The following is a 15,330-nucleotide window of genomic DNA, read 5'->3' as shown; positions in this document are numbered from 1 at the left end:
ATGAAGATCACGCCACTCTGGCATGCGCATGCGGTTGATTGCGACACTGCCTCCGGCCTATTGTCGCAACGGCAATATCGATTGGATCGAAGCCCGAATAACATGTGCAAAGAGGCCATCGCTCCAGCCTGACAATGAAAGCTGACCAGGGAATTCCAATGATCATCAAGCGTGATTTCTACATTAACGGCGCATGGGTTGCGCCAGCAGCCCCTCGCGATTGCGAAGTCATCAACCCATCGACCGAGGAACCATGTGCGATCATTTCGCTGGGTGACCAGGCCGATACAGATGCCGCAGTTGCCGCCGCAAAGGCTGCTTTTCCCGCATGGGCGGCAACGCCGCCCAAGGAGCGTGCGCGCGTCGTCAAGGGCATTCTCGAACAGTACGAAAAGCGTAAGCAGGAATATGCCGAAGCCATTTCCATGGAGATGGGCGCGCCAATCGACTTCTCCCTCGCTGAACAGGCACCTTGCCTTCCTTGGCATACAGAAAACTTCCTGACTGCGTTCGAGCAGATCGAATGGATTCGTCCGCTCGGCGATCATGCTCCCGGTGCGGCAATCGCCATGGAGCCAATCGGTGTTGTTGGATTGATTACGCCGTGGAACTGGCCCGTCAACCAGATCGCACTGAAGGCGATCCCGGCTATGTTGGCCGGCTGCACTTGTGTGCTCAAGCCATCTGAAGAATCCCCTCTCAACGCCATGCTGTTTGCCGAATTCTGCCATGACGCAGGCGTGCCGGCAGGCGTCTTCAACCTGGTGAATGGTGATGGGGTCGGCGTCGGCTCGCAGCTGACAACACATCAGGACGTCGAAATGATCTCCTTCACCGGCTCCACCCGTGCTGGCAAGGCCATCTCCAAGGCCGCAGCCGAAACGCTGAAGCGCGTGATGCTGGAACTCGGTGGCAAGGGTGCCAATGTTCTCTTTGCAGATGCCGACGACAACGCCGTGGAACGCTCGGTCCAGCGCATGATGGAAAACACAGGGCAGTCTTGCAACGCGCCGTCACGCATGCTGGTCGAGCGCAGCATTTATGAACAGACGGTCGAGAAGGCCGTGGCTGTAGCGGAATCGATCAAGGTTGGCCCCGCCCACGAAAAGGGTGATCATATCGGCCCGGTCGTCAACAAGTCGCAGTGGGAGAAGATCCAGGGTCTGATCCAGAAGGGTATCGACGAAGGTGCCCGTGTTGCCTGCGGTGGCACCGGTTTGCCGGAGGGCTTCAACCGTGGCTTCTACGTAAAGCCGACGATCTTCGCTGACGTGACACCGGGAATGACGATTGAACAGGAAGAAATCTTTGGACCTGTCATGGCCATGATCCCGTTCGATACGGAAGAACATGCGGTCGAAATTGCCAACGACACGCCTTACGGCCTGACCAATTACGTCCAGACCGGCGATCCGGCCCGCGCCAATCGTATGGCTCTCAAGCTGAAGTCTGGCATGGTCGAAATGAACGGTAAGTCACGCGGCGCTGGCGCCTTCTTTGGCGGTGTGAAGCAGTCCGGTCGTGCACGCGAGGGTGGCATCTGGGGTATCGAGGAATTTCTCGAATCCAAGGCCATTTCCGGTTACGACTTCAGCGCTGGCTAAACCGGACACACCCACCCGCAACGCAGTTCAGTCGCTGCGTTGCGATGTTGACCGATATCACGACCGTCCTTCGATGGAGGTCGTGAGGAAGTCCTTGCACTCGGAATATGTGTCGTGCTCCTTTGCCGAGCAAACTGACAAAGGGGCGGAACATGGCCAATCACTGGGATTTCTGGGTCGACCGTGGCGGCACATTCACCGATGTGATCGGCCGCGATCCCGAAGGCAGATTGCATGCGAAGAAGATGCTTTCGGAAAACCCGGAAGCCTATCGGGACGCCGCCGTTGCCGGCATTCGCGCCCTTCTTGGACTAGCCAATGCTGATCCCATCCCCTCAGGTCTCATCAACGAAGTCCGCATGGGCACAACCGTTGCCACCAATGCCCTTCTGGAACGCAAGGGCGTCAAGGTTGCGCTGGTAACTACAAAGGGCTTTCGCGATGCTCTGGCCATCGGCTACCAGGCCCGCGCCGATATCTTTGCCCGCAACATTATAAAACCCGAACTGCTCTATGACCGCGTCGTTGAGGTGGAAGAACGCGTGCGTGCCGATGGCACAGTCGAGATCGCGCTCGATTCCGATTCAACACTCGCTGAATTGAAGACATTGAAGGCCGAGGGATACGACGCACTATCCATCGTCTTCATGCATGCCTACCGCTATCCCGAACACGAGCAGAAAACCGCTGCGATTGCGCGCGATCTCCGCTTCGAACAGGTCTCCGTCAGCCACGAAATATCACCCCTCGTGAAATTTGTCGGGCGCGGCGACACGACGGTCGTAGACGCCTATCTCTCTCCCGTCCTCAGACGCTATGTGGGTCAGGTCGCCGAAGAGCTGGATCTGGAGAGAACAGGCACACGGCTACTCTTCATGATGTCGTCCGGCGGTTTGACATCTGCTGACCTGTTTCAGGGCAAGGATGCGATCCTGTCTGGCCCTGCCGGTGGTGTCGTGGCACTGGCCCAGACCGGCATTGCGGCGGGTTTCCCACATGTCATCGGATTTGACATGGGCGGCACATCTACCGATGTCGCCCATTTTGCTGGCGAATACGAACGTGCGTTTGAAACGGAAGTTGCAGGTGTTCGTATCCGTGCTCCCATGATGCAGATCCATACTGTTGCCGCCGGTGGCGGATCGATCCTGCATTTTGACGGTGCCCGCTTCTCGGTCGGCCCCGATTCCGCCGGTGCCAATCCGGGACCCAAATGCTATCGTCGCGGCGGCCCGCTGACCGTCACAGACGCTAATGTGATGACGGGCAAGCTAAATCCGGATCTCTTTCCGGCGATCTTTGGTCCCAACCAGGATCAACCCCTGGATCTGGAAACCGTGCGGTCGGCATTTGCCGATATGGCGAAAGAAATCGGCGACGGTCGAACACCGGAGGCCGTGGCCGAAGGCTTCCTGCAGATCGCTGTCGCCAATATGGCGGAAGCCGTGAAAAAGATCTCAGTTGCCCGCGGCTACGATGTGACACGCTATGCGCTCAATGCTTTTGGTGGCGCAAGCGGTCAGCACGCATGTCTTGTCGCGGATGCACTTGGTATGAAGAAAGTGCTGATCCATCCATTCTCCGGATTGCTTTCCGCCTATGGCATGGGCCTCGCCGACGTTCGTTCGCTACGGCAGGGCGCTATCGAGCAGAACCTCGAAAAGTCAATTGCCGGAATTGCTGGCACCTCTGCACCGCTGTGTGCGGAAGCAGTCGATGAGTTGAAAACGCAAGGCATCGCGGCTCACCAGATCGATGTCAGAGTGACAGCTCTGGTGCGTTATGCTGGCACCGACACAACACTCGAAGTTCCTGTTGCTACGCTGGCCGCCGAAGCAGACTATAAGACCGAGATCGCTAAATCTGATCCCGGTACGATGAAGACGGCATTTGAGACGGCTCATAAATCGCGTTTCGGCTTTATTGACCAGTCCAAGGATCTCGTTGTCGAGGCCATTTCCATTGAAGCTGTTGGTGGCGCGACTCCGGCAGATAAAATTGACCTGGGAGAGATCATTGATGCCGGCGCCACCGAAAGCGGGCGGATGCGTTTCTTCTCCGAAGGAGCCTGGCAGGATGCCGCAGTCTATCGCCGCGCCGATGTACAGACCGGCAGTCGCATCAAAGGCCCGGCACTTCTCATCGAAGCAAACCAGACCATTGTCATCGAGCCCGGCTGGCAGGGACAACTGACCGCGCAGGACAATCTGGTCCTAGAGCGAGTCGTCGCGCTACCAGACAGGCGGGCTGCCGGGACTGAAGCAGATCCCGTCATGCTGGAAATTTTCAACAATCTCTTTATGTCGATCGCCGAGCAAATGGGCCTCACGCTGCAAAACACGGCATATTCGGTCAACATCAAGGAGAGGCTGGATTTCTCCTGCGCCGTGTTTGACGCCGATGGATCGCTCGTGGCCAATGCGCCGCACATGCCGGTGCATCTAGGTTCGATGGATCGCTCCGTACAATCGATCATCCGCAATAATGACCACTTCCATCAAGGCGACGTGTTCGCCATCAACGCGCCTTATAATGGCGGCACGCACCTTCCCGACATTACAGTCTGCACTCCTGTGTTTGACGAGGATGGCGCAAACGTTCTGTTCTGGATCGCATCCCGTGGCCATCATGCCGATATCGGCGGCATTGCGCCGGGATCCATGTCCCCGGATGCCCGCACAATCGAGGAGGAAGGCGTATACATTGACAATTTCAAGCTCGTCGACCGCGGGACGTTCCAGGAAAAATCCTTGAAGGAACTGCTGCTCGGCGCGCGATATCCGGTACGCAATGTCACGCAGAACGTAGCGGACTTGAAGGCGCAGATCGCTGCAAACAATCGCGGCGTATCAGAGATGAACAAGGCAATCGCCGATTTTGGCCTGGATGTTGTCAAAGCCTATATGGGCCATGTGCAGGATAATGCCGAGGAAAGCGTCCGGCGTGCGATTGAAAATCTCGAGGATTGCAGCTTCGAATACCCGATGGATCAGGGCTGCGCCATCAAGGTGAAGATCACCGTCGACCGTAAGGCACGTTCGGCAAAGGTAGATTTCACAGGGACCTCCGGTCAGCGCGATGACAATTTCAATGCTCCGGAACCCGTCACGCGCGCCGCCGTGCTTTACGTGTTTCGCATGATCGTGGACGGCAAGATCCCGATGAATGCCGGCTGCCTCAGACCGATCGAGATTGTTGTGCCGGAAAAGAGCATGTTGTCGCCCCACTACCCCGCAGCTGTTGTTGCCGGCAATGTCGAGGTCAGCCAGGCAGTGACCAATTGCCTGTTCGGTGCGCTGGAGGCTCTGTCGTCCGCGCAAGGTACGATGAACAATCTGACCTTCGGCAATGATGTCTATCAGTATTATGAAACCATCTGCTCCGGCGCTCCAGCCGGTCCCGGTTTCAGCGGAGCCGATGCAGTTCACACCCACATGACAAATTCACGCCTCACGGATCCGGAAATTCTGGAACTTCGCTATCCGGTTGTTCTCGATGATTTCCATATCCGCACAGGATCGGGCGGAAAGGGCGAATGGTCAGCCGGGAGCGGCACACGTCGCACGATCCGCTTCCTTGAAAAGATGGATTGCTCCGTCCTGTCAGGTCACAGAAAGGTCGCTCCGTTCGGACTGAAGGGTGGCGAGCCCGGTCAATGCGGCCAGAATATCGTTGGCCGCATGAGCGGAGAAACCGAAACTCTGCCCGGCTGTGCCCAGACCATACTGGAAGCCGGCGAGACGATCACAATCATCACCCCCACCGGCGGCGGCTACGGCAAAGCCGGCGATGGCAAAGTATGAAAAACGGCCCTGAATATGAGAAGCTATGGATCGGGGCTCAATTGCCCCGAAGTCTGTCTTCTAATCTGAATATCATGCCGCCGTTCTGCTTCCTGGAAACAGCAACTCGATAAAGCTCTCGGCCGTCGGCTGAGGCTCGTGATTGGCAAGCCCCGGCCGTTCATTGGCCTCAATGAAAACATAGTCCGGATCTGACGGATCGTGTACCATCAGATCGATACCGACGACTGGAATGTTGATCGCCTTCGCCGCCTTACAAGCCGCCTCGGCAAGAATAGGATGAACGCTCGCGGTCACGTCATGGATCGAACCGCCGGTATGCAGGTTGGCCGCCTTGCGAACGACGATTTCTCTTCCCTCGTCCAACACACTATCGAGCTTGAGATCCTGTTCGGCGAGGCAGCGTTCGGTCTCGGCATCCATCGGTATCCGGCTTTCGCCACCCGTCGCTGCCTCGCGTCGACGGGACTGCTTTTCGATCAGGGCAGAAATCGTGCTTTTGCCGTCTCCAACAACACGCGGTGGACGCCGGACCGCAGCAGCCACAAGCTTGTAATCGATCACCACCAGTCTTAGATCCTCGCCATCGAAACAGGCTTCCAGAAGCACGCGGTCACACACCTTACGCGCCGCAGCAATAGCATCATTCAGCGCGTCAATGGTGGTGATACCAACCGAGATGCCTCTGCCCTGTTCCCCGCGCGCAGGCTTCACTACGAGTTTCTTGTGCTCGTTCAGGAACGCCTTTAATGCATCCTGATCGTCGCGCGCCTCGATCTGCTCTGGCACGATCAGACCTTCGGCAGTTACAACCCGCCGCGTGATCGCCTTGTCGTCGCAGATCGACATCGCCACAGCAGAGGTCAGTTCAGACAGGCTTTCACGGCAATGCACCGATCGTCCTCCGTGGGAGAGCCGGAAAAAGCCACCCTCGGCATCGGTGATTTCCACATGGATTCCGCGCCGGGTCGCCTCATCAACGATCAGCCGGGCATAGGGGTTCAAAGCCTCATAGGACTGATGCGGCATGGCGAAGAACTTTTCATTGATGGCATTCTTCCGCTTGATCGCGAAAAGCTGCATACGGCGGAAGTTCAGCTTTTCGTAAAGCCGGATAGCCTGTTCGTTGTCATGCATGACGGAAAGGTCGACATAGGCAAGGCCACGCGCCTGGAAGTGCTCGGCCAGCTTGCGAACAAGCTTCTCTCCGATCCCGGGCTGCCGCGCCTGCGGATGGACGGCGAGGCACCACAGGGACGCACCGCGCTCTGGATCATTGAACAGCCGCTGATGGTCTATGCCCGTGACGGTTCCAACGATTTCGCCTGTGGCCTCGTCCTGCGCCAGAAAATAAGTCATCGAACGATTGTCGCGGTCCGACGCGAAGAAATGCGGTCGAACCTGAACCATGCCGCAAGCCGCATACACCTTGTTGATACCCTCGCCATCCGCTTCGGTGGCCAGGCGGCGGATGGTAATCCCGCTCGTCCGGCGGCTGGACGCCCGGTATGTGGACAGATCGAGACGAAAGGTATGGGACGGATCGAGAAAGATCTCCTGAGGCGCCTTGGACAACAAGACATGCGGATCGCGCACATAGAAGGCAATATCCCGGCTTGAGGGTGCTTCCTTGCTCAGGTCTGACAGCAGGGCCTCGTCAGAATAGGTCTGTGCAAAGAGAAGCCGACCCCAGCCGCAATCGAGAGAAACATTGGGCTGCTGCTCGTCATCACGGTCCGGCTTATTCGCATGTCGTTGCGGCTTCGCCCCTGTGCGAAGCCGTTCGAGGCGATGTGTCAGAGCTTGTGTCCCTTTACTGCGCCTTTGAGACACCGCCCCGTCCCGTGCCTTCTTCATATCAGACCCCTTGCGCCTGAAGCCACATCTCCAGCAGTCCGACCTGCCAGAGTTCTGAACCACGAAGCGGTGTGATGTGGTCTGACGGTTTGTCGTAAAGTGTCCTCAGATAGCCATCCTGGAACAGGCCGCGTTCGCGTGCCTTCTGCGCACCCAGCGTATCCTTGATCATCTCAAGATAGGGCCCCTCGATATATTTGAGCTGCGGAACCGGGAAATATCCCTTCTTCCGGTCGATGACCTCGCTTGGAATGACCTTGCGCGCCACATCTTTCAAGATACCCTTGCCACCATCACGCAGCTTTTCTTCGGGCGGAATACGGGCTGCAAGTTCGACGAGTTCGTGATCAAGGAACGGCACCCGCGCCTCGAGACCCCACGCCATTGTCATGTTGTCCACCCGCTTGACCGGGTCGTCGACCAGCATGACATTGCTGTCGAGACGAAGCGCCTGATCGACAGCAGTATCCGCGCCACCTCTCAACAGATGGTCGTTCAGGAGTTCGCCGCTATAATCTTCATCGCCGATCCACTTGCCCGAAAGCTGCGACGCCAGAACCGTATGCGAACGGTCTCTGAATGCCTTGCTGTAATCTCCAACAACATCATTGGAGTTCAGAAGTGGCGGGTACCAATGATAGCCCCCGAAGACCTCATCTGCACCCTGGCCCGACTGCACCACCTTGATGTGCTTTGAGACCTCCTTGGACAGAAGGTAGAAGCCGACATTGTCATAGGACACCATCGGCTCGGACATGGCAGCGATTGTGCCTGGGAGCGCATCCATCAACTCGGAGGAGGGCACAAAAATCTGATGGTGGTCGGTGCCGTAATGATTGGCAATCAGATCGGAATAGACGAACTCGTCTCCCTTCTCGCCATTTGCTTCTTCGAAACCGACGGAAAAGCTCATGAGCCCACTTTGGCCGGCCTCGGCCAGCAGACCCACAATGAGGCTCGAATCCACACCGCCGGAGAGCAACACACCAACAGGAACATCGGCAATCATGCGCCGTTTCACTGCAAGGCGAAGGGCATCGAGAAGCATGTCCTGCCAGTCTTCTCGGCTGATTGCAGCGTCGCCAGCCTGTCGGCTGTAGGCAGGATCCCAGTAACGACGATCCTTAAAGGTCCCATCACGCTCGTAAACCCGGATTGTCGCTGGCGGCAGCTTCTTCACACCGTTCAAAATGGTACGCGGCGGCGGAACGACTGCATGGAAACTCATATAATGGTGCAGCGCCACCCGGTCGATGGATGTATCCACCCCGCCAACCTTGACGAGAGCCGGAAGTGCAGACGCAAATCGCACCGCCCCATCCACTTGCGCAAGATAGAGCGGCTTGATGCCAAAACGGTCGCGCGCCATCACAACACGGCCACCGTCCCGTTCATGAATGACAAAGGCGAACATGCCATGGAAGCGAGACACACAGTCTTCGCCCCAGGCATGCCAGGATTTCAGGATCACTTCGGTGTCACCATCGGAAAAAAAGCGATACCCCATGCCCTCTAGTTCAGCCCGCAATTCGCGGAAATTGTAGATACAGCCATTGAAGACCATCCCCAGACCGAGATCGGAATCGACCATCGGCTGCTGCGACTTGTCGGAAAGGTCGAGGATCCGCAATCGGCGGTGCCCAAGGCCAACATTTCCCCGAACCACCACCCCGGACGCATCCGGACCGCGAGGCGCGATCACATCTGCCATCGTCGATACTGCCGACACCGACGGTGACCCGCCATCAAACCTGACTTCTCCGCAAATACCACACATAAACTGGGTCAAAACCTCCATTGTAGGGACATTACAACGACGTCAGGGTCGCGGTTCTCCCACGGCCCTGACGTCCTTTAATTTCTCAATGCCGAGCATCACACGATTGTTCCGTCGAATGCCTCACGCGGCGCTCTCGCTACGAACCGCCAACAGCCGTCGCTGCATGAAGGCCTCGGCAAATTTCATATGCTCGGAAGAGATTCGGCGTGCATCCTCGGCGCGTCCGTCCTTCAATGCCGCCATCAGGCGATACTGAAAGGATAGACCTTCCTCGCGCGAGGACGGACTTGTATCTGCATAAACTGCACGCGCATCCGGATGCTCTCGCAACAGATTGTGCATTAACCCACAGATGAAACCCAGCAAGGGATTGGGACAAATCTGGGCGAGCATGGAATGGAAATCGAGCTCGGCAACGCGCTGTCGGTATTGTTCGTCCAGATCGGACGGTGGATGGTCGTAGATACGAATGGTGTCTTCCAGACTGGACAGCTGTTCAGCCGTCACCTTTCCGGCAAGCGCTGCGGCGATCTCCGGCTCGAGCGACTTTCGAATCGAATAGATGTCGGCAATGCTCGGTTGATCGAAGAAGAAATGCGTCGATAGCAGCTCCATTGCGTGCTGCGCAGAAGGTTGGTCCACGAAGGCACCGCCGCCCGGGCCGCTGCGTGTGAACACCAGCCCTTGCGTTTCCAAAGCTTTCATTGCCTCGCGTACGGTTCCCTTTGCCGCCTTGAAGCCGTCGATCAGATCTCGTTCCTGAGGAAGGCGATCACCGGGGCCCAAGCGCTCTGCGCGAATGTAATCCTTGATCCGCGCAGCAATCGCCTCCGGCCGGCGCTTCGTCCGCACCGCCGGTACGAACAAGCGTTTGTCGCTTTTTTGCTGTTCCTTCTTCATGGTCTTTTCCGCTGGCATGAACCCTTAGGCTTTCCTGATGCGTGGCGCGCTGGCGACAAGCCGTTGGGTATAGGCATGTTCCGGATTGGCGAAGAGCCTGCTGGCGGGCGCAGTCTCGACGAATTCGCCGAAATACATCACCGCAACCCGATCGGAAATCGCTTCCACGACAGCAAGGTCGTGACTGATGAACAAATAGGAAAGGTCGAACCGTGTCTTGAGATCTCGCAGCAACAGAAGCACCTGTGCCTGCACCGAAACATCGAGCGCACTCACCGGCTCGTCGAGAACGAGTATTTCCGCCTCTGCCGCCAATGCTCTCGCGATCGCAATACGCTGCGCCTGCCCACCTGAGAACTCATGCGGATACCGATCCAGCGTATCTTCCGGCATCTGCACAGCATCCAGAAGTTCTTTCATGCGCAGGCGTCGACGAGGTTCCTCATAGCCGCACAAAAGCGCCATGGGCGTGGCAAGTATATCGCGGATTGTCTTGCGCGGATTGAGCGAAGCGACGGGGTCCTGGAACACATATTGAATCCGCTTGCCGAAAGCCTTGGGTCCCGAGCGGCGAAGGGCGGTGGAGTCCTGCCCCGCTATCAACATACTGCCCGAGGTCGGCTCCTCAAGACCGACCAGCATTCGCGCGAGCGTGCTTTTGCCCGAACCGCTTTCGCCAACAATTGCCAGCGTCTCACCCTTGGCAAGATCAAGTGAGACAGACTTGACCGCTTTCACCTCGTGATGCGGCGCACCGAAAAGACGACGCCCGCCGCCAAAGGTCTTTGTCAGTTCTCTGATCTGAACCGCTGCAGCACTCATGTTGCTGCCCCCCGGTGTTGCGCCCCAAATAGCTTGGCCACGCGTTCCAGAAAGCTCGCGCCAGTGCCGAGTTCCGGCACACAGGCAATCAAACGTTTGGTGTAATCATGCTGCGGATGGGCCAGCACTTCCTTGGTCGCACCGGTTTCAACGATTTCGCCATCCTTCATGACCGCGACACGATCACAGATCTCCGAAACGACACCGAAATCATGGGTAATGAACAAAAGCGCCATGCCGCGTTCGCGCTGAAGCGCACGCAAGAGTTCCAGAATGCGTGCTTGAACCGTCACATCCAGTGCCGTGGTCGGCTCGTCGGCAATAATGATCTCCGGATCATTGGCAAGCGCCATGGCAATGCCAACACGCTGACGCTGCCCGCCGGAAAGCTGATGCGGGTAGTGATCGGCTCTTTCGCGCGCATCCGGAATCCCGACCTTGTCGAGAAGCTCTATCGCCCTCTCACGGCATTCTGATCCACCAACCCGTTGATGCGCAGATATTGCCTCCTCAACCTGCCTTCCGATCGGATACATCGGATGCAATGTCGTCAGCGGGTCCTGGAATACATAAGACACCCGCCGACCCCGTGCCGAGATCAGCTGCGTCTGCGGCATTGCCAGCACATCGTCCGGGCCCAGATAGATGGCGCCATTGCTGACAATGCCGGGTGGGGAAGCGACAAGGCCCATCACGGAAAGGGCAGTCACACTCTTGCCGGAGCCACTTTCCCCGATAAGACCGAGGCATTCGCCCGGTTTCAGATGCAGCGATACGCCGCGCACGGCGGAAACAATATTCTCACCTCTTCGAAATCCGGTCTCCAAACCCTCGATCGAAAGGCTTGCCTCAGGCGCGCTGTTGGCTGGGACGTCGCGATCACGAGCAACCTCTGTTGAAGGCCCGGGCCTTGCCAAAGCGCCGGATCTGAGGCGCGGATCCAGCACATCGCGAATGCCATCGCCCAGCACATTCAAGCTGATGACAATGAGGAATATCATCACGCCCGGCACAATCGAGACATGAGGTGCCGTGAACAATTGCGCACGCCCCTCCCCCAGCATCGAGCCGAGATCCGCCTGCGGCGGCTGCGCGCCAAGGCCGAGGAAGCTCAAGCCGGCTGTTTCAAGGATCATCCAGCCTGCGGTGGTCGACATTGTGATCACGATGACCGGCAGCACATTAGGAAGGATATCTGCCAGAATGACAGACACATGTCCGCGCCCCGACAATCGGGCCGCATCGACAAATTCACGACGCGAATAGCCAAGCGTCACGCCGCGCACATTACGGGCAAAAAACGGGATATTGACGATGGCGATGGCATAGAGCGCATTCATCAGTCCCGGCCCGAGCGCCGCCACGATGGCGAGTGCCAGCAGGATATACGGAAATGCCATCAGCATATCGATGCCGCGCATCATCAGATTGTCGGTCCGTCCCCCCGCATAACCCGCAACGATACCGATTGCCGAACCGAGAACAGCGGCAATCACCGTCGCGGCAAATCCGACCGCTATGGAAACGCGCGTGCCCCACAGTAGCCGGCTCAGGATGTCGCGCCCCAGCTGATCCGTGCCGAGCAGATGTCCGGCACTGAACACGGGTTTCAAGCGGTCCACCGGCGCCGTTGCGTCGGGATCGGGCAAGGGCAGCACCGGCACCACAATGATCAGCAGAGTGATCAGGATCAGGAGCACGAAGCCGACCGTCGCGAGCCGATTGGTGAGAAGCAGACGCCAGGAGGTGAGCCTCGTCGACGCCGGAGCGGTCATTTCGGCAAGCGCGCTCATGAGCGTATCCTCGGATCGAGCATGGATTGCAGGACATCGGCGAGCAGGTTGAAGAGCACATAGCTTGCCGCCACGACAATCACGCCGCCCTGCACGAGAAGAATGTCTCTCTGGGAGATGGCCTTCACCAGCATCGCGCCTATTCCCGGCCACTGGAAGACGGTCTCGATGTAAACAGCGCCACCGAGCACAAAGCCGGCCTGAATACCGATCACGGGAATGACACTGACAAGGGCTGCTCGAAAGGCGTGACCATAAATCACGCGCCGTTCGGACAAACCTTTGGCGCGTGCCGTGCGCACATAATCCTGTCGCAAGACTTCCAACATGGCACCGCGGGTCAGCCGCGCGATCACACCCGCCGCCACAACCGAAAGCGTGAAAGCCGGCAGGACAAGATGGAACAGCAGATCCTTCAGGTCCCCACCGCCATAGACCGCATACATGCCGGAAGCCGGCAAAATACGCCAATGAACAGCAAAGAGATAAATCAGGAGAAGCCCCAGCCAAAAGGATGGCAGAGAAATCCCGGCAAGCACCACGAATGTGATTGCGCGGTCCACCCAGCCGAACTGACGCACGGCTGAAACAATGCCGGCAAGAAGGCCAATGACCGAACACAGAACCAAAGAGACGCCGGCCAGCACCAATGTCGCCTGAAAACGCTCAAGCACCTCATCCAGCACAGGACGGTTAAGCGCATAGGAACGCCCGAAATCACCCTGAAGCAGATTGGCGATCCAGATCAGGTATTGCTGCACGAGCGGCTTGTCGAGACCGAGATCACGGTTGATGCGCTCGACGTTCTCAGGCGTTGCATAGGCACCGAGGATCGCCGTCGCCGTATCGCCCGGAATAAGCGCCATCACCAGGAAGACGATGATGGACAGTCCGAACAACACGGGCACAACAGCAATGAGGCGCTTCAGGATATAGGTGGACATGGAATTCCCCCGGATCATCCGTTGCAAACGTCACCGGCAGCAAAGACCCACCGGTGACGAGAGAGAGGTGACGCGGCTTACTGCTTCGTCACGTTATGAAGCTGAAGCAAGAAGGACGGCTGAAGCTTGAAGCCCTGCACCGCTGCCGTGGTCACAGCGTTCTGCTTCCAGTTGGCAACGAAGAGCCAGGGAGCATCGTCATGCACGATAGACTGCACTTCTCCGTAAAGCTTGCCACGCTCGACCTGATCGGTCGACTGACGTGCTTTCTCCAGAAGGTCATCAACCGTCGGGTTGGAATAGTAACCCGAGTTGAAACCACCCTTGTCGGGCATGGCGTCCGTGCGCAGCGTCAGATAGGGCACCGTATCGGGATCATTGGTCATCCAGGCCATTTCGGCCATATCGGCCTTGCCTTCAAGGCCGGGATTAACCTGACCCAGGAATGTATTCCATTCATAGGTCTCGATCTTCACGTCAAAACCAACGGCCTTCAGATCGGCCTGGATCGCAGCACCCATGGTGATCGGATCAAGCATGCCGGAGCCGCCTTCGGTCACATAAAAGGTCAAGGCTGGCTTTTCGACACCCGCTTCTGCAAGAAGTGCCTTGGCCTTTTCGACATCGTAGGGATAAGGCTTAACCGAGCTTTCAACCCAGTTGAAGGCTGGCGGAATGGGTCCAGCAGCAACGGTCGCCGTGCCCTGCAGGACATTGTTGACCAGAGTTTCCTTGTTGACCGCATAATTGGCCGCCTGGCGTACGCGCTTATCGGCGAACGGGCCTTCCTTGGTATTCAGAATACCGAACCAGACATGGGGTCCGGCCTGTTCGGTCACAGAAAAATTGGCGTCCTGCTTGAACGTCGCAAGATTGTCCGGCGGAACTTCCACCATCACATCAATGCCACCCGCCATCATTTCGGCAACGCGCGTATTGGCATCGGTGATTGGGCGAAATACGACAGCCTCGAGGGCGGGCGCGCCGTCCCAGTAGTCGGGATTGCTTTCGACCACGACGCGCTGATTGGATTCCCATTCGACGAACTTGAACGGACCAGTACCTGACGGATGGCGTCCATATTCCTTGCCATACGTCTTCACTGCCTCGGGCGAGACGATAAGGCCGGTCGGATACGCAAGATTTGACAGGAACGGCGCGAAAGCTTCCGACAATTTGAACTCGACGGTGTGGTCGTCGATCACATTCACCGCGTCGACGGACGAAAAATTGAAGGACAACGGGAACGGTCCGGTATCGTAGAAGGGGTGGTTTTCGTCGAGCATGCGGTCGAAGTTGAACTTGACCGCTTCTGCGTTGAAGTCGGACCCGTCATGAAACTTCACGCCTTCCCGCAGCTTGAACGTATAGGTTTTTCCGTCCTCTGAAATATCCCAGCTTTCGGCAAGTGCCGGTTCGACTTCGAGCGTGCCGTCTTTGTAGCGCACGAGTCCGTCATAGATATTGACCAGAATGCGAAAATCATTGGTCGCCGTCACCGTATGCGGATCAAGGGATTGCGGTTCAGCAATCTGCCCGACGACGAGCACATTTGGAGGGGTCTGGGCCGCGGCCGGCAGGGCGGCAGCGGATGCAAGTGCAAGGGCAGCGGCCGCAAGGGCGCTCCGAAATAGCCTCTTCATGGGGAAGATCCTTTCGATTTGGCTCAGTTCGTGAAGGCCCATTTATACGGATTGATCAGTGAAACTCAATAATTAATCATAATAAAATTACAGGAGAGGGCCACACCCAAAATTAAGTGAAAGCTAATAATTTAGACAATTCAGTAAATTGACACAACGAGTCGGATTACCACAAATAAAGAGT

9 protein-coding genes are annotated in these 15,330 nt (G+C 57.3%); 2 read left to right on the top strand and 7 right to left on the bottom strand.

All coding sequences use genetic code 11. From position 1 onward, the window contains the following. Nucleotides 1–158: 158 nt before the first annotated feature. On the top strand, nucleotides 159–1,604 hold the full coding sequence (locus ACWPM9_RS01705; RefSeq protein ID WP_484756538.1) for an aldehyde dehydrogenase family protein: 1,446 nt from the start codon (nucleotides 159–161) through the stop codon (nucleotides 1,602–1,604). Between the two features lie 152 nt (nucleotides 1,605–1,756). After that, a complete protein-coding gene (locus ACWPM9_RS01700) occupies nucleotides 1,757–5,407 on the top strand; it encodes a hydantoinase B/oxoprolinase family protein (protein ID WP_484756537.1) in 3,651 nt (1,216 codons plus the stop codon). A 72-nt stretch (nucleotides 5,408–5,479) separates the two neighbouring features. Here the strand turns inward: ACWPM9_RS01700 and ngg are convergent, their stop codons facing one another. From ngg to ACWPM9_RS01665, 7 genes are all read right to left on the bottom strand, one after another. Continuing rightward, complete coding sequence (gene ngg / locus ACWPM9_RS01695) at nucleotides 5,480–7,264, bottom strand: N-acetylglutaminylglutamine synthetase (protein ID WP_484756536.1); 1,785 nt, start codon at nucleotides 7,262–7,264, stop codon at nucleotides 5,480–5,482. Nucleotide 7,265: 1 nt separating this feature from the next. Further along, a complete protein-coding gene (locus ACWPM9_RS01690) occupies nucleotides 7,266–9,041 on the bottom strand; it encodes an N-acetylglutaminylglutamine amidotransferase (protein WP_484757568.1) in 1,776 nt (591 codons plus the stop codon). A gap of 123 nt (nucleotides 9,042–9,164) precedes the next feature. Then, nucleotides 9,165–9,944, bottom strand: coding sequence for a FadR/GntR family transcriptional regulator (locus ACWPM9_RS01685; protein ID WP_428188068.1), 780 nt, complete (start codon nucleotides 9,942–9,944; stop codon nucleotides 9,165–9,167). Between the two features lie 24 nt (nucleotides 9,945–9,968). Continuing rightward, nucleotides 9,969–10,766, bottom strand: coding sequence for an ATP-binding cassette domain-containing protein (locus tag ACWPM9_RS01680; RefSeq protein WP_428188067.1), 798 nt, complete (start codon nucleotides 10,764–10,766; stop codon nucleotides 9,969–9,971). Next, nucleotides 10,763–12,559 carry a dipeptide/oligopeptide/nickel ABC transporter permease/ATP-binding protein gene (locus tag ACWPM9_RS01675; protein WP_484756535.1) on the bottom strand — a complete coding sequence of 599 codons (1,797 nt, stop codon included), beginning with the start codon at nucleotides 12,557–12,559 and terminating at the stop codon, nucleotides 10,763–10,765. The genes ACWPM9_RS01680 and ACWPM9_RS01675 overlap by 4 nt, the downstream gene beginning before the upstream one ends. Continuing rightward, nucleotides 12,556–13,503, bottom strand: a complete 948-nt coding sequence (locus ACWPM9_RS01670; RefSeq protein ID WP_484756534.1) for an ABC transporter permease — start codon at nucleotides 13,501–13,503, stop codon at nucleotides 12,556–12,558. Before ACWPM9_RS01670 ends, ACWPM9_RS01675 begins: the two co-directional genes overlap by 4 nt. 77 nt (nucleotides 13,504–13,580) lie before the next feature. Further along, nucleotides 13,581–15,146: an ABC transporter substrate-binding protein gene (locus ACWPM9_RS01665; RefSeq protein WP_484756533.1), complete on the bottom strand. Its 1,566-nt coding sequence runs from the start codon at nucleotides 15,144–15,146 to the stop codon at nucleotides 13,581–13,583. Between the last annotated feature and the right edge of the window lie 184 nt (nucleotides 15,147–15,330).

Source organism: Agrobacterium sp. H141 (genome assembly GCF_057158725.1).
Note: the sequence above shows the minus strand (reverse complement) of the source record. Positions and strands in the feature narration are given on the sequence as shown.

Excerpts from the sequence above, each read along its gene's own strand:
- ACWPM9_RS01670 (WP_484756534.1), bottom strand. The coding sequence starts at position 13,503 with ATGTCCACCTATATCCTGAAGCGCCTCATTGCTGTTGTGCCCGTGTTG.
- ACWPM9_RS01665 (WP_484756533.1), bottom strand. The coding sequence starts at position 15,146 with ATGAAGAGGCTATTTCGGAGCGCCCTTGCGGCCGCTGCCCTTGCACTT.
- ACWPM9_RS01700 (WP_484756537.1), top strand. The coding sequence starts at position 1,757 with ATGGCCAATCACTGGGATTTCTGGGTCGACCGTGGCGGCACATTCACC.
- ngg (WP_484756536.1), bottom strand. The coding sequence starts at position 7,264 with ATGAAGAAGGCACGGGACGGGGCGGTGTCTCAAAGGCGCAGTAAAGGG.
- ACWPM9_RS01675 (WP_484756535.1), bottom strand. The coding sequence starts at position 12,559 with ATGAGCGCGCTTGCCGAAATGACCGCTCCGGCGTCGACGAGGCTCACC.
- ACWPM9_RS01690 (WP_484757568.1), bottom strand. The coding sequence starts at position 9,041 with ATGTGTGGTATTTGCGGAGAAGTCAGGTTTGATGGCGGGTCACCGTCG.
- ACWPM9_RS01685 (WP_428188068.1), bottom strand. The coding sequence starts at position 9,944 with ATGAAGAAGGAACAGCAAAAAAGCGACAAACGCTTGTTCGTACCGGCG.
- ACWPM9_RS01705 (WP_484756538.1), top strand. The coding sequence starts at position 159 with ATGATCATCAAGCGTGATTTCTACATTAACGGCGCATGGGTTGCGCCA.
- ACWPM9_RS01680 (WP_428188067.1), bottom strand. The coding sequence starts at position 10,766 with ATGAGTGCTGCAGCGGTTCAGATCAGAGAACTGACAAAGACCTTTGGC.